Origin of the sequence: Pseudomonas sp. ICMP 561, from assembly GCF_002699985.1 — a bacterium.
Classification (GTDB): Bacteria; Pseudomonadota; Gammaproteobacteria; order Pseudomonadales; family Pseudomonadaceae; genus Aquipseudomonas; species Aquipseudomonas quasicaspiana.
Genome location: NZ_LKBT01000007.1, coordinates 1 through 16,500, shown reverse-complemented (window position 1 = coordinate 16,500; position 16,500 = coordinate 1). Strand labels below are relative to the sequence as shown.

Genomic DNA, 16,500 nt, shown 5'->3' with positions numbered 1-16,500 from the left:
AAAATTAGTGACGCTGAAATTAGAAGCGGTAGTGCGAGAAAGCTTTGTTAGCTTCAGCCATACGGTGCACGTCTTCACGCTTCTTAACTGCAGCACCTTTACCTTCAGCGGCGTCCAGCAGTTCGCCAGCCAAACGCAGAGCCATAGACTTCTCACCGCGCTTGCGCGCGAAGTCTACCAGCCAGCGCATTGCCAATGCATTACGACGGGACGGACGAACTTCGACCGGAACCTGGTAAGTAGCACCGCCTACACGGCGCGACTTCACTTCGACCAGCGGAGCGATGGCGTCGAGAGCTTTCTCGAAGATTTCCAGGGGATCGCTGTTCTTGCGTTCTTTAACCTTTTCCAGCGCGCCATAAACGATACGCTCGGCAACGGCTTTTTTGCCGCTTTCCATCACGTGGTTCATGAACTTGGCCAGAATTTGGCTTCCGTATTTTGGATCGTCAAGCACTTCGCGCTTGGCTGCTACGCGTCTTCTTGGCATGGATAAGCCCTCAAACGGTCTTCAGGTAGCTCGGGACCACCACTCACTCTGGAGTGCGCCCGACCTTACTCTTATCGACTCAGAAAAATAGAAATCTGCAATTTGTCACAGGAAGCCAAATACTACTTAGGCTTCTTGGTACCGTACTTCGAACGACCCTGGTTACGACCTTTAACGCCGGAAGTATCCAAAGAACCGCGAACGGTGTGATAACGAACACCTGGCAAGTCTTTTACACGACCGCCACGAATCAGTACCACGCTGTGCTCTTGCAGGTTGTGACCTTCACCACCGATGTACGAGGAAACCTCGAAACCGTTGGTCAGGCGCACGCGGCATACTTTACGCAGTGCCGAGTTAGGTTTTTTCGGCGTGGTGGTATACACACGAGTGCATACGCCACGACGTTGCGGGCAGTTCTGCAGCGCAGGTACGTCGGATTTCTCGACGATACGCTTACGCGGCTGACGTACCAGCTGGTTGATAGTTGCCATCTACTAGCTCCACTGTTGTCTTGCGACGCTATTGTCTTGCAAGAAAAGCAAAATGGCAGGACGCGAGTCCCGCCAAATTTAGGGGTACAAGAGTCTAAAGAGGATCCTGTCCCCAGTCAAGACAAAGCCCCGACGTCCTTTCTCGTCAAGCGACAGAATTTACCTGCCACTTGATGAGACTGGAGGCCGAGGCCTTACTCTTTTTTAGTTACCGCTTGAGTTCAACGCTTCAGTCAATGCTGCTTCGACTTCGCTAGCGCTCACACGCAACGGTTTGTCGACTTCACGGCGACGCTTGCGCTCGCTGTGATACGCCAGACCTGTACCAGCCGGGATCAAACGACCCACAACCACGTTTTCCTTCAGGCCGCGCAGATAATCGCGCTTGCCTGTTACTGCTGCTTCGGTCAGTACACGGGTTGTCTCTTGGAAAGACGCCGCGGAAATGAACGACTCAGTGGACAACGAAGCCTTGGTGATACCAAGCAGTACACGGGTGAACTTGGAAACGAATTTCTCTTCCGCGTTCAGACGCTCGTTCTCGACCAGTACGTGAGTCAGCTCCATCTGATCACCTTTGATGAAGGTGGAATCGCCAGACTCGGAGATTTCAACTTTACGCAACATCTGACGCAGAATGGTCTCGATGTGCTTATCGTTGATCTTCACGCCCTGCAGACGGTAAACGTCCTGGATCTCGTTAACGATGTACTTGGCCAGCGCACTCACACCCAGCAGACGCAGGATGTCGTGTGGATCGCTAGGACCGTCGGAGATAACTTCTCCGCGGTTAACCTGTTCGCCTTCGAAAACGTTCAGGTGGCGCCACTTCGGAATCAGCTCTTCGTACGGATCGCTACCATCGTTCGGGGTAATAACCAGACGACGCTTGCCTTTGGTTTCCTTACCGAACGCAATGGTACCGCTGACTTCTGCAAGGATCGACGCCTCTTTCGGACGACGAGCTTCGAACAAGTCGGCAACACGCGGCAGACCACCGGTGATGTCTCGAGTTTTCGAAGTTTCCTGCGGGATACGAGCGATAACATCACCGATCGCAACCTGCACACCATCCGCCACACCAACGAGTGCGTTAGCTGGCAGGAAGTACTGAGCAGGAACGTCAGTACCTGGCAGCAACAGATCCTTGCCATCAACACCAACCATTTTCACAGCCGGGCGAATATCTTTGCCGGCTGCCGGACGGTCTTTGGCATCCAGAACTTCAATGTTGGTCATACCGGTCAATTCGTCTGTCTGACGCTTGATCGTGATGCCCTCTTCCATGCCCACGTAGGTCACGGTACCTTTCATTTCGGTGACGATTGGGTGAGTGTGCGGATCCCACTTGGCCACGATCGAACCTGCGTCGACCTTGTCGCCTTCCTTCACCGAAATCACTGCACCGTAAGGCAGTTTGTAACGCTCACGCTCACGACCGTAGTCATCAGCGATGGCCAGCTCGCCCGAACGGGACACAGCTACCAGGTGGCCGTCTACTCGCTCAACGTGCTTCAGGTTGTGCAGACGGACTGTACCGCCATTTTTCACCTGAACGCTGTCAGCAGCAGAGGTCCGGCTTGCCGCACCACCGATGTGGAACGTACGCATGGTCAGCTGGGTACCCGGCTCACCGATGGACTGGGCAGCAATAACGCCGACCGCTTCACCGATGTTTACCTGGTGACCACGAGCCAGATCACGGCCGTAGCACTTGGCGCAGATGCCGTAACGGGTTTCACAGCTGATCGGCGAACGAACAATTACTTCGTCGATGCTGTTCAGCTCGATGAACTCAACCCACTTCTCGTCTACCAGCGTACCGGCAGGCACGATGACTTCGTCGGTGCCAGGCTTGAATACGTCACGGGCGATTACTCGACCCAGTACGCGCTCACCCAATGGCTCAACAACGTCGCCGCCCTCAATGTGTGGAGTCATCAGCAGACCGTGTTCGGTACCGCAGTCGACTTCGGTAACAACCAGATCCTGAGCAACGTCAACCAGACGACGAGTCAGGTAACCGGAGTTAGCTGTCTTCAAGGCGGTATCCGCAAGACCCTTACGAGCACCGTGAGTCGAGATGAAGTACTGAAGTACGCTCAAACCTTCACGGAAGTTCGCGGTGATCGGCGTCTCGATGATCGAGCCGTCCGGCTTGGCCATCAGACCACGCATACCCGCCAACTGACGAATCTGTGCAGCCGAACCCCGTGCACCGGAGTCAGCCATCATGTACATCGAGTTGAAGGATTCCTGATCAACTTCGACGCCGTGACGGTCAATAACGCGCTCTTTGGACAGGTTCGACATCATCGCTTTCGAGACTTCGTCGTTCGCCTTGGACCAAAGGTCGATTACCTTGTTGTACTTCTCGCCCTGAGTTACCAGGCCCGAGGCGTACTGACTTTCGATCTCTTTAACTTCTTCGGTAGCTGCGTCGATGATGCGAGCTTTCTCATCAGGGATAACGAAGTCGTTAACACCAATGGAAACACCCGAAATAGTCGAGTAGGCAAAACCGGTATACATCAACTGGTCAGCGAAGATAACGGTCTCTTTCAAACCAACCACGCGGTAGCACTGGTTGATCAGCTTGGAGATCGCCTTTTTCTTCATTGGCTGGTTGACCACGTCATACGACAGGCCGGCCGGAACCACCTGGAACAACAGCGCACGGCCGACAGTGGTGTCGACAATACGGGTGTTCTTGACGCTGCCACCATCACGATCATTGATCGTTTCGTGGATCCGGACTTTAACCTTGGCATGCAGCGCGGCTTCGCCGGCACGGAATACGCGGTCAACTTCCTGCAGATCCGCGAACACACGACCTTCGCCTTTGGCGTTGATCGCTTCACGAGTCATGTAGTACAGACCCAATACAACGTCCTGCGAAGGAACGATGATTGGCTCACCGTTAGCTGGCGACAGAATGTTGTTGGTCGACATCATCAACGCACGCGCTTCGAGCTGGGCTTCCAGCGTCAGCGGTACGTGTACAGCCATCTGGTCGCCGTCGAAGTCGGCGTTGTACGCAGCACAGACCAGCGGGTGCAGCTGGATAGCCTTACCTTCGATCAGTACTGGTTCAAAAGCCTGGATGCCCAGACGGTGAAGCGTTGGCGCACGGTTCAGAAGCACTGGGTGTTCGCGGATAACTTCTGCGAGAACGTCCCAGACTTCCGGCAGCTCGCGCTCAACCATCTTCTTGGCAGCTTTGATGGTCGTAGCCAAGCCACGCATTTCCAGCTTGCCGAAAATGAAAGGCTTGAACAGCTCGAGAGCCATTTTCTTCGGCAGACCGCACTGGTGCAGACGCAGGGTCGGACCAACGGTAATTACCGAACGACCCGAGTAGTCAACACGCTTACCGAGCAAGTTCTGACGGAAACGACCCTGCTTACCCTTGATCATGTCAGCCAGGGACTTCAGCGGACGCTTGTTCGAGCCAGTAATGGCGCGACCGCGACGGCCGTTGTCGAGCAGAGCATCGACAGCTTCCTGCAACATACGCTTTTCGTTGCGCACGATGATGTCCGGAGCGGACAGATCAAGCAGGCGCTTCAAACGGTTGTTACGGTTGATCACTCGACGATACAGATCGTTGAGGTCAGAAGTCGCAAAGCGACCGCCGTCCAGCGGAACCAATGGACGCAGATCTGGCGGCAGAACCGGCAGAACGGTCAAAACCATCCACTCAGGCAGGTTGCCCGAACCCTGGAAGGCTTCCATCAGCTTCAAACGCTTGGACAGCTTCTTGATCTTGGTTTCGGAGTTGGTTTGCGGAATTTCTTCGCGCAGACGACCAATCTCGTGTTCAAGATCGATAGCGTGCAGGAGCTCGCGAACAGCTTCAGCACCCATGCGGGCGTCGAAGTCATCGCCGAACTCTTCCAGAGCTTCGAAGTACTGCTCATCATTCAGCAGCTGACCTTTTTCAAGGGTGGTCATGCCTGGATCGATTACGACATAGCTCTCGAAATAGAGAACACGTTCGATATCACGCAGGGTCATGTCCATCAGCAAGCCGATACGGGAAGGCAGCGACTTCAGGAACCAGATGTGGGCAACAGGCGATGCCAGTTCGATGTGAGCCATACGCTCACGACGGACCTTGGCCAGTGCAACTTCAACGCCGCACTTCTCGCAGATCACACCACGGTGTTTCAGGCGCTTGTACTTACCGCACAGGCACTCGTAATCCTTGACCGGACCAAAGATCTTGGCGCAGAACAAGCCGTCGCGCTCAGGTTTGAACGTACGGTAGTTGATGGTTTCCGGCTTTTTAACTTCACCGAACGACCACGAACGGATCATCTCAGGCGATGCCAATCCAATACGGATTGCATCGAACTCTTCGACTTGACCCTGGTTTTTCAGCAAATTCAGTAGGTCTTTCAAGGCCTTTCCTCCTGGCGGAGCAGAGGGCAGTCATACCGACCCACCCTCGATTCGCGTCACGTGTTATTCGGTTTCCAGATCGATATCGATGCCGAGCGAACGGATTTCTTTGATCAACACGTTGAAGGACTCGGGCATGCCCGGCTCCATACGGTGATCGCCATCCACGATGTTTTTGTACATCTTGGTACGGCCGTTCACATCGTCCGACTTCACTGTGAGCATTTCCTGCAGAGTGTAGGCCGCGCCGTATGCTTCCAGCGCCCACACCTCCATCTCCCCGAAACGCTGACCACCGAACTGAGCCTTACCACCCAGCGGCTGCTGGGTAACGAGGCTGTAAGAACCAGTGGAACGCGCATGCATCTTGTCGTCCACCAAGTGGTTCAGCTTCAGCATGTACATGTAGCCAACGGTAACCGGACGCTCGAACTTGTTGCCGGTGCGACCATCGAACAGCTGCATCTGGCCGCTCTCTGGCATATCTGCCAGTTTGAGCATTGCCTTGATTTCAACTTCCTTGGCGCCGTCGAACACAGGCGTAGCCATTGGCACACCATTACGCAGGTTCTTCGCCAGATCCAGGATTTCTTTATCGCTAAAGTCTTCCAGCTTCTCTTGACGGCCACCGATCTCGTTGTAGATCTCGGTCAGGAACTTACGCAGTTCAGCAACTTTACGCTGCTCTTCGAGCATGCGGTTGATCTTCTCGCCCAAGCCCTTGGCCGCCAAGCCCAGGTGAGTTTCGAGAATCTGACCAACGTTCATACGCGAAGGAACGCCCAACGGGTTGAGAACGATGTCGACCGGAGTGCCATTGGCATCGTGCGGCATGTCTTCAACTGGCATGATCACGGAGACCACACCTTTGTTACCGTGACGACCGGCCATCTTGTCGCCCGGCTGGATGCGACGACGGATTGCCAGGTAAACCTTGACGATTTTCAGAACGCCTGGAGCCAGGTCATCGCCCTGCTGCAGTTTGCGTTTCTTGTCTTCGAACTTGTCATCCAGAAGACGGCGACGATCAACGATGTAAGCCTGAGCCTTCTCGAGCTGCTCGTTCAGAGCATCTTCAGCCATGCGCAGCTTGAACCACTGGCCGTGCTCAAGACCGTCGAGAACTTCGTCGGTGATGTCCTGGCCTTTCTTCAATCCAGCGCCGCCTTCGACCTTACGGCCAACCAGAGCGGAACGCAGACGTTCGAAAGTAGCGCCTTCAACGATACGGAACTCTTCGTTCAAGTCCTTGCGGATCTCGTCCAGCTGAGTTTTCTCGATAGAGAGTGCGCGAGCGTCACGCTCAACACCATCACGGGTGAAGACCTGAACGTCAATGACAGTACCCTTGGTACCGGTAGGTACACGCAGGGAGGTGTCTTTAACGTCGCTTGCCTTCTCACCGAAGATAGCGCGCAGCAGTTTTTCTTCTGGAGTGAGCTGGGTCTCGCCTTTAGGTGTGACCTTACCTACCAGAATGTCGCCAGCACCAACCTCAGCACCTACGTAAACGATACCGGCTTCGTCCAGTTTGTTCAGTGCAGCTTCACCCACGTTCGGGATGTCTGCAGTGATTTCTTCAGGGCCAAGCTTGGTGTCACGCGCCACACAGGTCAGTTCCTGAATGTGGATCGTGGTGAAACGATCTTCCTGAACAACACGCTCGGACAGGCAGATGGAGTCTTCGAAGTTGAAGCCGTTCCATGCCATGAACGCGATGCGCATGTTCTGACCCAGAGCCAGTTCACCCATATCGGTGGACGGACCATCAGCCATGATGTCGCTACGCTCAACACGATCACCCTTGCTCACCAGCGGACGCTGGTTGATGCAGGTGTTCTGGTTGGAGCGGGTGTACTTGGTCAGGTTGTAGATGTCGACACCAGCTTCCCCGGTTTCAACTTCATCATCAGCAACACGAACCACGATACGGCTTGCATCAACAGAGTCGATCACGCCGCCACGACGAGCCACGACGCAAACGCCGGAGTCGCGAGCCACGTTGCGCTCCATGCCAGTACCTACCAGCGGCTTGTCAGCACGCAGAGTAGGAACAGCCTGACGCTGCATGTTGGAACCCATCAACGCACGGTTGGCGTCGTCGTGCTCGAGGAACGGGATCAGCGAGGCCGCAACCGAAACTACCTGCTTCGGCGATACGTCCATCAATGTCACGTCTTCTGGAGCCTTGACGGTGAACTCGTTCAAGTGACGTACGGCAACCAGCTCGTCGATCAGGACCTTCTTGTCGTTCATTGCCGCAGAAGCCTGAGCAATGACGTGATCGGCTTCTTCAATAGCTGAGAGGAAAACGATTTCGTCAGTTACCAGAGCGTCTTTAACAACACGGTACGGACTTTCAAGGAAGCCGTACTGGTTGGTGCGCGCATAAGCAGCCAAGGAGTTGATCAGACCGATGTTCGGACCTTCCGGCGTTTCAATCGGGCATACACGACCGTAGTGAGTCGGGTGTACGTCACGAACTTCAAAGCCAGCACGCTCACGAGTCAAACCACCAGGGCCGAGTGCAGAGACACGACGCTTGTGAGTGATCTCGGAAAGCGGGTTGTTCTGGTCCATGAACTGCGAAAGCTGGCTGGAACCGAAGAACTCTTTAACAGCAGCGGCAACTGGCTTGGCGTTGATCAGGTCCTGAGGCATCAGGCCTTCGCTTTCTGCCATAGACAGACGCTCTTTGACTGCACGCTCAACACGCACCAGGCCAACGCGGAACTGGTTTTCAGCCATCTCGCCAACACAACGAACACGACGGTTACCCAAGTGGTCGATGTCGTCGACGATGCCTTTGCCGTTACGGATATCAACCAGCGTCTTGAGAACGGCGACGATATCTTCTTTGCACAGAACACCCGAACCTTCGATCTCGGTACGACCGATACGACGGTTGAACTTCATCCGGCCAACAGCAGAGAGGTCATAGCGCTCTGGACTGAAGAACAGATTGTTGAACAGAGTCTCTGCTGCATCCTTGGTAGGCGGCTCGCCTGGACGCATCATGCGGTAGATCTCAACCAGCGCTTCGAGTTGATTGCTGGTGGAATCGATCTTCAGCGTGTCGGATACAAACGGACCACAGTCGATATCGTTGGTGTACAACGTTTCGATGCGAACAACCTGAGCCTTGGCGATTTTTGCCAGGATTTCAGTGTTCAGCTCGGTGTTGCACTCAGCAATGATTTCGCCGGTAGCCGGATGCACGATGACCTTGGCAGTGGTGCGACCCAGGACGTAGTCCAGAGGCACTTCCAGTTGCTTGATACCGGCTTTTTCCAGCTGGTTAATATGACGAGCCGTGATACGGCGACCTTGCTCGACAATAACCTTGCCTTTGTCATCCAGGATATCCAGGACGGCAATTTCACCGCGCAGGCGCTGAGGAACCAGTTCCAGACTAAGGTTCTCACCATGAACGTGGAACACGTTGGTGGTGTAGAACGCGTCAAGAACCTGTTCTGTCGTGTAGCCAAGCGCGCGAAGCAATACCGACGCAGGCAGCTTGCGACGACGGTCGATACGGACGAATACACAGTCCTTTGGATCGAACTCGAAGTCCAGCCACGAACCGCGGTAAGGAATGATACGAGCGGAATAAAGCAGCTTGCCGGAGCTGTGCGTCTTGCCGCGGTCGTGGTCGAAGAACACGCCCGGGGAACGGTGCAGCTGGGAAACGATAACGCGCTCGGTACCATTGATAACAAAGGTACCGTTCTCAGTCATCAGGGGGATTTCACCCATGTAGACTTCTTGCTCTTTGATGTCCTTGATCGCTTTGTTCGACGATTCTTTGTCGAAAATGATCAAACGGACTTTTACTCGCAGAGGTACAGCGTAAGTCACACCGCGCAGCACGCACTCTTTGACATCAAATGCCGGTTCGCCCAAGCGATAACCTACATACTCCAGCGCAGCATTGCCGGAGTAGCTGATGATCGGGAAAACGGATTTGAAGGCTGCATGCAGACCGACGTCGCGGAACTGATCTTTGGTAGCTCCCGCTTGCAGGAATTCGCGATACGAATCCAGCTGGATGGCCAGGAGATACGGCACATCCATTACGTCCGGCAACTTGCTAAAGTCCTTGCGGATACGTTTTTTCTCAGTATATGAGTAAGCCATCAGCGTTCCCCAGCTTGGTCACCTGCTTGTTTGGCTCCTCCCGACGGGAGCAGCCAGAAAATCGTGCAAACCCCTTGGTTTGCGCCACCATTACCGGTGGTTTTACACGCTATGAATGCCGGCCGAGCCAGTCATCTATAACGGAAAAAGGCCGGTGGCAAGAGCCACCAGCCATCAGCCTTTCGCTTAACGCTTGGGCTGGACACTCAAAGTCGATACTTACTTCAGCTCGACTTTAGCGCCTGCTTCTTCCAGCGTAGCTTTGGCTTTGTCAGCAGCGTCTTTCGCAACTGCTTCCAGAACCAGAGCTGGTGCGCCGTCAACTACAGCCTTGGCTTCTTTCAAGCCCAGACCGGTCAGCTCACGTACAGCCTTGATGACGTTAACTTTCTTCTCGCCAGCTTCCAGCAGCATGACGTTGAATTCAGTTTGCTCTTCAACAACAGCGGCAGCAGCAGCTGGACCAGCAGAAGCAGCAGCGGCAGTAACACCGAACTTTTCTTCGAATGCTTTGATCAGCTCAACAACCTGCAGAACGGACATTTCGCCAACTGCGTTGAGGATATCGTCTTGAGAGATAGACATGAATCTAATTCCTGAATTGGGGGACGGCCTACGCGACCATCGAAATAAACAAAAATACGCGAAAGGAGGTACGGAGCCTTAGGCTGCGGTAGCTTCTTTTTGGTCGCGAATAGCCGCCAGAGTACGAGCCAACTTGCTGGTAGCGCCTTGAATCACGCTCATCAGCTGGGAAATTGCTTCGTCACGGGTCGGCAAGGTTGCCAGTACGTCGATCTGATTAGCTGCGAGGAACTTGCCCTCGAACGCAGCTGCCTTGATCTCGAACTTATCCTGACCCTTGGCGAACTCTTTGAACAAACGGGCAGCAGCGCCAGGATGTTCGTTGGAGAACGCAATCAGGGTCGGGCCGGTGAACGCATCGTTGAGGACACTGAAATCAGTACCTTCAACAGCGCGCTTGAGCAGGGTGTTACGTACAACACGTACGTAAACGCCAGCTTCACGAGCCTCTTTACGGAGTCCGGTCATTGCGCCTACTGTCACGCCACGGGCATCAGCCACGACAGCAGACAGAGCGACTTTGGCAGCCTCGTTGACTTCAGCGACGATGGCCTTCTTGTCTTCGAGTTTAATTGCCACGGGTTTAACTCCTGCTTGTTACCGTTTCATCTGACCTGAGCCAAATGTCGTTTTGGTGTCTGATTCGGTAAGGAACCGGGAGCACCATCTGCGTAGGCTTGTATTTTAAGACTTGCGCCGCCTACGGTCTTGGATAGCCCCCGCCAGGCAGGGACCCCAATTTTTTCATTGGTGCGGCGAGCGCACCAATTTGTCTTACGCGTCCAGGGAACCCTGGTCTATCACCAGGCCTGGGCCCATAGTGGTGCTCAAGGTTACGCGCTTAACGTAGATGCCTTTCGAAGAAGCTGGTTTGATACGCTTAAGATCAGCGATCAGAGCTTCAACGTTTTCTTTCAGTTTGACTGCGTCGAAACCGACCTTGCCAACTGAAGTGTGGATGATGCCGTTTTTGTCGGTGCGATAACGAACCTGGCCAGCCTTGGCATTCTTGACGGCGTTAGCAACGTCAGGAGTAACAGTGCCGACTTTAGGGTTAGGCATCAGGCCGCGAGGACCGAGGATCTGACCCAACTGACCAACAACACGCATCGCGTCCGGGGAAGCGATAACGACGTCATAGTTCAGGTCGCCGCCTTTCATTTCGGCAGCCAGATCGTCCATACCAACGCGATCAGCGCCAGCAGCCAGAGCGGCTTCTGCAGCAGGACCCTGGGTGAACACAGCAACGCGAACAGTCTTGCCAGTGCCGTGCGGCAGCACAGTAGCGCTACGAACAACCTGGTCAGATTTACGCGGGTCTACGCCGAGGTTTACAGCAACGTCCACGGACTCGCTGAACTTGACGGTCGACAGCTCGGCCAGCAGGGTAGCTGCGTCGGTGAAGCTGTAAGATTTGCCCGGCTCGATTTTAGCCGCGATAGCTTTTTGGCGCTTAGTCAGCTTAGCCATTACACACCCTCCACGTTAAGGCCCATGCTACGAGCGGAACCGGCGATGGTACGCACGGCCGCTTCCATGTCAGCAGCAGTCAGATCCGCATTTTTTGCTTTAGCGATATCTTCCAGCTGTGCACGAGTCACGGTGCCAACTTTAACGGTGTTCGGACGTGCCGAACCGCTAGTCAGACCAGCAGCTTTCTTCAGCAGAACCGAAGCAGGGGTGCTCTTTGTTTCGAAAGTGAAGCTACGGTCGCTATAGACAGTGATGATCACTGGAGTCGGCAGACCTGGCTCAAGACCCTGAGTACGGGCGTTGAAGGCCTTACAGAATTCCATGATGTTCACGCCGTGCTGACCCAGGGCCGGACCAACTGGCGGGCTTGGGTTAGCTTGAGCAGCTTTCACTTGCAGCTTGATGTAAGCGGTAATTTTCTTGGCCATGAGGCACTCCAATTACGGGTTCAAACGCCAATAAAGGCTCCCCGGTTACTTGCACGTTTATCCCAGTGACGAAAAAACCCCACAGCCTACGGCTACGGGGTATGGGATTCTCGCTCAGCTAGACCTTTTCGACCTGACTGAACTCCAGCTCCACCGGAGTAGAGCGACCGAAAATGAGCACTGCAACTTGAATGCGGCTCTTCTCGTAATTAACTTCTTCGACAGTGCCATTGAAATCTGCGAACGGACCGTCTGTGACGCGAACGACTTCACCCGGCTCAAACAGAGTCTTGGGTTTAGGCTTGTCGCTACCATCAGCCACGCGACGAAGAATCGCGTCAGCTTCTTTATCTGTGATTGGAGCAGGCTTGTCAGCCGTACCACCAATGAAGCCCATGACACGAGGGGTATCCTTGACCAAGTGCCAAGTACCTTCATTCATGTCCATTTGGACCAGCACATAACCTGGGAAGAATTTACGCTCACTTTTGCGCTTCTGGCCGTTACGCATCTCCACCACTTCTTCAGTGGGAACCAGAATTTCGCCGAAGCCATCTTCCATGCCAGCCAGCTTCACACGCTCGATCAACGAGCGCATTACATGCTTTTCGTAACCCGAATAAGCATGCACTACGTACCAACGCTTAGCCACGGGACACCCTTAGCCAACAATCAAGGAAACAAGCCAACCGAGCAGGGAATCAAGCCCCCACAACAGCAACGCCATAACCAGAACAACAGCCACAACAATCAACGTGGTCTGAGTGGTTTCTTGGCGAGTCGGCCAAACGACTTTGCGAATTTCAGCACGAGCCTCCTTTGCCAAAACAAAGAAAGCCTTGCCTCTAGCAGTCTGCAAACCAACAAATGCAGCAACCCCAGCCAGCACAAGCAGGACCAGGACGCGATACAAAATAGGTTGAGCTGAGTAGTATTGATTACCGACAACTCCAACCACTATCAGAGCGACCACAACCAGCCACTTGAGCAGATCGAAGCGAGATTCTTGGGCTTCAGCCTTGAGAGTCATCTACGGTAATCCTGTGAAAAGAAAGCCAGATACAATCTAGTGAATCTGGCAGGTCAGGAGGGAATCGAACCCCCAACCTACGGTTTTGGAGACCGTCGCTCTGCCAATTGAGCTACTGACCTAAAAGCAAAATCAGGCCGACTAATATGCCAGCCCAACAAGAATTTTTCAACAGCCTTTTGGCTTCGCCTTCACACCCAACAGGGATAAGCAGTGAACACCAGCCAACTGATCGCCTTGAAATGACAGCAAACCGATCAGTAAAACAAAGGCAGATATTTGCATATCTGCCTTTATAATGGAGCTCTTGAGCGGATTTGAACCGCTGACCTCACCCTTACCAAGGGTGTGCTCTACCAACTGAGCTACAAGAGCAAACTCTTTGGACATACAACAAATCTGGAGCGGGTAGCGGGAATCGAACCCGCATCATCAGCTTGGAAGGCTGAGGTTCTACCACTAAACTATACCCGCCTAACTTGCTGCACAGCCTGAAATATGGTGGAGGGAGAAGGATTCGAACCTTCGAAGTCGTAGACGTCAGATTTACAGTCTGATCCCTTTGGCCGCTCGGGAACCCCTCCTGAACGAGGCAGCATTCTCAACTCATGCTACCCTTCTGTCAACCTTTTTCTCAGTAAAAACCTGAGGTTACATGCGTTGACTAACGCTTTGCACTCCCTGACAAATTATCAAGCACTGCGAAGCGGGCGCCATTCTATGCAAACTACTCTCCGGTTGCAATGCCTTCGCACAACATAATTTTGCTTTTTAGCTCGGGGAAATCTTTTGACAGCGCCTCCAGGAGACTATCCCCCACAAGTCGGCGACTGGCAGGATCTATTTTGACCCAGTACGTATTAACACCTCCAAGATGCTGTACGTGAGATTGCGTCTGAACATCCAGGCTTATGAGCCTCTGTTCAATCGTACGAGCCTCATCCTGTCGCAAGAAGCCACCAAGGTAGAGGCACTTGTCTTGCGCCTCTCGATCTGACACTTGATCACTCTCAACTCCGGACTCACTTAGCAGATGTATATTCTGCTGCTCAGCCCGATGCAGGGATAACGGCAAAATCTCTTTGGCCCTTAACGGAGCTTCCTGCTGATGCCACACGTAGTAAAAGCCATTCAACATCAGCAGCAAAAGAAATAACCACCGCATAGAAACCTCAGAGCAAAGGACAGGCTAATGCAAGCCCGACAAACACCAGGTCAGGCACAAGCCTCGCGCCGGGCGTAACCCCCGTGACCAACTCTGCATCTCCCCCGGTTACAAAGACAACAAAGTCATCCCCCCAGTATTGATGTGCAAGCTCCAGTTGAGACACAGCAAAGCCTCTCAACATAAGGGCGCAGCCTCGCTCTACCGCCTCTGCAGTCGAACGCCCGGGAGCAAAGCTCGAGTGCGCCTCTTCAGCCACCGCATCGTCATATCGAATACGACGAGTATGAGTTCGCAACTGCCCGCGCATCAACGGCATGCCTGGGCAGATAAACCCCCCAAGGTGCTCACCCTGAGCATTGACAAAGTCCGAGGTCACCGCTGTGCCCAAATCAAGCACGAGACAGGACCTGCCTACGGTTGCGTAGGCACCTACCAGCGCCAACCACCGATCAAGCCCCAACCGCTCATAGGCCTCATAACCATTCTTGACACCCGCAAGCACCCTGGCCGAACTCGCGCACTGAGTTTGAAGGCCAAATGACTCCGCAATCCTGAGAGTCAGCTTCTGCGTCTCCTCCGCACTACGGACACTCACCATACGACTATGCCGAATACTCAACCCGGGGGTAGAAGCGATAGCCTCAACGAGCCTCTCATCAGAGTCGACAACACCACCCGCTAGCACGACAGGTAGATCCTGACGAATAACACGCCACTTTATGAAGCTATTCCCGCAATCCAGCTCAAGTATCATCACGCAACCTCAAGCTGAGCTCTCCACCACTGAACACTTTCTCGTCACTCCCAACCTTCAATCGCAACGCACCCTGCGAATCGATGCCCAGGACGACGCCGTCGACTGCCTGGCTCCCCGCAAGCAAACTCACAGCACAGCCTTGCCATAGATGATTTGCCTCCCACTCAGACCTGAATACCTCAAAGCCCGAGGCCTGATGCACCGACAGATACTCTTCGATATTGCAGGTTAATTTACCCGCGAGCTCATTACGGTTCGCCATGGACCCGACCTCCAACCTCAAAGAGGTCCACAACTGATCAACCTCTTCCGTGACACGCATATTCACGTTAATGCCAATGCCAATAATCACGTGACAGACATCTGCAGGATCCCCCACTAACTCCAGCAGTATTCCGGCAATCTTGCGACGCCCTACCAGGACATCGTTTGGCCATTTCAAACCAGCGCCCTGGACACCCATATCGCGTAACGTTTTCAAAACCGCGAGACCAATCAACAAGCTCAATCCTTCTAACTGACGCATTCCACCATCAATGCGCAGCGCCAGGCTGTAGTAGATATTCTCACCAAAGGGGCTGACCCACTTGCGCCCTCGACGACCTCGGCCAGCAGTCTGGCGCTCTGCCAAAACCACAAAGGGCGGCGGGGAATTCTCAGCAATCAGCTTTACGGCCGCCGCATTGGTCGAGCCTATTGAGTCGTAGACGACAACAGGCCATGCACTCGCCCTGCCAGCGACAGCAGATATTTCGCCAGCATCCAGAAGGGATATAGGGCTTTCGAGCCTGTAGCCACGCCCCTTAACCTTGTGAACATCAATATCCAGCTCAGACTCCAACTGCTGGAGTTGCTTCCACACAGAAGTACGACTAACTCCGAGAGCCTCACCCAGAGCCTGCCCTGAATGAAATTTCCCATCCTTGAGGAGCTTTAACAACGTCAGCATTTAAAGGTCGCCATTCAATAAGGCTCGCATCATAGCCACGCAAACCGAAGATGCATAGAAACTGCTTGTGGTTAATTTTGGATCTGAACGTGCTGCTGGAGGATGCGCGAGACAGGAGACCGGATTATCCGGAAGGGCAACATATCAGCCGGTATATCCGCAGCTTGTGTATCGCCTGACATATAGCCTTCCCGAATGAATTCGGTCCTACCGAGGTTCGCGCATGGACGGTAGGAGCGAACTTGTTCGCGAGGGGGCGGTACATCCGCAGCTTATGTATCGCCTGACATATAGCCTTCCCGAATGAATTCGGCCCTACCCGGTAGCGAGTGGTGTGCCAGGTTCAACGCGTGGTCGTCCGTCACGGGCAAGCGCGCTCCTACGGCTAATCCTTTTTCTTCGCGCACAAACAAAACCCCTGAACGCGTAAGCGATCAGGGGTTCTGGAATTTAATCTTGACGATGACCTACTCTCACATGGGGAAACCCCACACTACCATCGGCGATACATCGTTTCACTACTGAGTTCGGGATGGGATCAGGTGGTTCCAATGCTCTATGGTCGTCAAGAAATTCGGTTGCCGG

General features: G+C 53.8%; 13 protein-coding genes, 4 tRNA genes and 1 rRNA gene. All 18 read right to left on the bottom strand.

The genetic code is table 11. The annotated features are described in order from the left end of the window. Positions 1-19 precede the first annotated feature (19 nt). The 18 genes from rpsG to rrf all read right to left on the bottom strand — a co-directional run bounded on the left by rpsG (position 20) and on the right by rrf (position 16,485). Positions 20-490 (bottom strand): 30S ribosomal protein S7, encoded by a 471-nt coding sequence (rpsG, locus tag AO242_RS06970; RefSeq protein ID WP_002555493.1) that lies wholly within the window; start codon positions 488-490, stop codon positions 20-22. Positions 491-612: 122 nt separating this feature from the next. Beyond that, on the bottom strand, positions 613-984 hold the full coding sequence (gene rpsL / locus AO242_RS06965; RefSeq protein WP_002555494.1) for a 30S ribosomal protein S12: 372 nt from the start codon (positions 982-984) through the stop codon (positions 613-615). Positions 985-1,188: 204 nt separating this feature from the next. Beyond that, entirely contained in the window at positions 1,189-5,388 is a 4,200-nt protein-coding gene (rpoC, locus tag AO242_RS06960; RefSeq protein ID WP_027898298.1) for a DNA-directed RNA polymerase subunit beta', read from the bottom strand. 63 nt (positions 5,389-5,451) lie between these two features. Further along, positions 5,452-9,525: a DNA-directed RNA polymerase subunit beta gene (gene rpoB / locus AO242_RS06955; protein ID WP_027898297.1), complete on the bottom strand. Its 4,074-nt coding sequence runs from the start codon at positions 9,523-9,525 to the stop codon at positions 5,452-5,454. A gap of 219 nt (positions 9,526-9,744) precedes the next feature. Further along, positions 9,745-10,110 carry a 50S ribosomal protein L7/L12 gene (gene rplL, locus AO242_RS06950; RefSeq protein WP_027898296.1) on the bottom strand — a complete coding sequence of 122 codons (366 nt, stop codon included), beginning with the start codon at positions 10,108-10,110 and terminating at the stop codon, positions 9,745-9,747. Between the two features lie 78 nt (positions 10,111-10,188). Next, complete coding sequence (gene rplJ / locus AO242_RS06945) at positions 10,189-10,689, bottom strand: 50S ribosomal protein L10 (RefSeq protein ID WP_027898295.1); 501 nt, start codon at positions 10,687-10,689, stop codon at positions 10,189-10,191. Between the two features lie 195 nt (positions 10,690-10,884). Next, entirely contained in the window at positions 10,885-11,580 is a 696-nt protein-coding gene (rplA, locus tag AO242_RS06940; RefSeq protein ID WP_032626524.1) for a 50S ribosomal protein L1, read from the bottom strand. Continuing rightward, entirely contained in the window at positions 11,580-12,011 is a 432-nt protein-coding gene (gene rplK / locus AO242_RS06935) for a 50S ribosomal protein L11 (RefSeq protein ID WP_020290713.1), read from the bottom strand. Before rplK ends, rplA begins: the two co-directional genes overlap by 1 nt. Before the next feature lie 118 nt (positions 12,012-12,129). Next, a complete protein-coding gene (gene nusG, locus AO242_RS06930) occupies positions 12,130-12,663 on the bottom strand; it encodes a transcription termination/antitermination protein NusG (protein ID WP_020290714.1) in 534 nt (177 codons plus the stop codon). 9 nt (positions 12,664-12,672) lie between these two features. After that, positions 12,673-13,041, bottom strand: coding sequence for a preprotein translocase subunit SecE (gene secE, locus AO242_RS06925; RefSeq protein ID WP_027898161.1), 369 nt, complete (start codon positions 13,039-13,041; stop codon positions 12,673-12,675). Positions 13,042-13,087: 46 nt separating this feature from the next. Further along, positions 13,088-13,163: transfer RNA gene (locus AO242_RS06920), tRNA-Trp, on the bottom strand. 177 nt (positions 13,164-13,340) lie between these two features. Next, positions 13,341-13,416: transfer RNA gene (locus AO242_RS06915), tRNA-Thr, on the bottom strand. 25 nt (positions 13,417-13,441) lie between these two features. Beyond that, positions 13,442-13,515, bottom strand: a tRNA-Gly gene (locus tag AO242_RS06910). Between the two features lie 25 nt (positions 13,516-13,540). Then, positions 13,541-13,625 (bottom strand) — tRNA-Tyr (locus AO242_RS06905). Positions 13,626-13,768: 143 nt separating this feature from the next. Next, complete coding sequence (locus AO242_RS29635; protein WP_099268176.1) at positions 13,769-14,206, bottom strand: hypothetical protein; 438 nt, start codon at positions 14,204-14,206, stop codon at positions 13,769-13,771. A gap of 7 nt (positions 14,207-14,213) precedes the next feature. Then, positions 14,214-14,963, bottom strand: coding sequence for a pantothenate kinase (locus AO242_RS06895; RefSeq protein WP_099268175.1), 750 nt, complete (start codon positions 14,961-14,963; stop codon positions 14,214-14,216). Beyond that, positions 14,953-15,915, bottom strand: a complete 963-nt coding sequence (birA, locus tag AO242_RS06890; RefSeq protein ID WP_099268174.1) for a bifunctional biotin--[acetyl-CoA-carboxylase] ligase/biotin operon repressor BirA — start codon at positions 15,913-15,915, stop codon at positions 14,953-14,955. The genes AO242_RS06895 and birA overlap by 11 nt, the downstream gene beginning before the upstream one ends. Positions 15,916-16,369: 454 nt before the next feature. Further along, positions 16,370-16,485: ribosomal RNA gene (gene rrf, locus AO242_RS06885) — 5S ribosomal RNA — on the bottom strand. Positions 16,486-16,500: the final 15 nt, after the last annotated feature.

Bases quoted from the DNA above. Each gene is read 5' to 3' on its own strand.
- rpsG (WP_002555493.1), bottom strand. From the start codon at position 490: ATGCCAAGAAGACGCGTAGCAGCCAAGCGCGAAGTGCTTGACGATCCA.
- rpsL (WP_002555494.1), bottom strand. From the start codon at position 984: ATGGCAACTATCAACCAGCTGGTACGTCAGCCGCGTAAGCGTATCGTC.
- rpoB (WP_027898297.1), bottom strand. From the start codon at position 9,525: ATGGCTTACTCATATACTGAGAAAAAACGTATCCGCAAGGACTTTAGC.
- rplL (WP_027898296.1), bottom strand. From the start codon at position 10,110: ATGTCTATCTCTCAAGACGATATCCTCAACGCAGTTGGCGAAATGTCC.
- rplA (WP_032626524.1), bottom strand. From the start codon at position 11,580: ATGGCTAAGCTGACTAAGCGCCAAAAAGCTATCGCGGCTAAAATCGAG.
- rplK (WP_020290713.1), bottom strand. From the start codon at position 12,011: ATGGCCAAGAAAATTACCGCTTACATCAAGCTGCAAGTGAAAGCTGCT.
- secE (WP_027898161.1), bottom strand. From the start codon at position 13,041: ATGACTCTCAAGGCTGAAGCCCAAGAATCTCGCTTCGATCTGCTCAAG.
- AO242_RS29635 (WP_099268176.1), bottom strand. From the start codon at position 14,206: ATGCGGTGGTTATTTCTTTTGCTGCTGATGTTGAATGGCTTTTACTAC.
- AO242_RS06895 (WP_099268175.1), bottom strand. From the start codon at position 14,963: ATGATACTTGAGCTGGATTGCGGGAATAGCTTCATAAAGTGGCGTGTT.
- birA (WP_099268174.1), bottom strand. From the start codon at position 15,915: ATGCTGACGTTGTTAAAGCTCCTCAAGGATGGGAAATTTCATTCAGGG.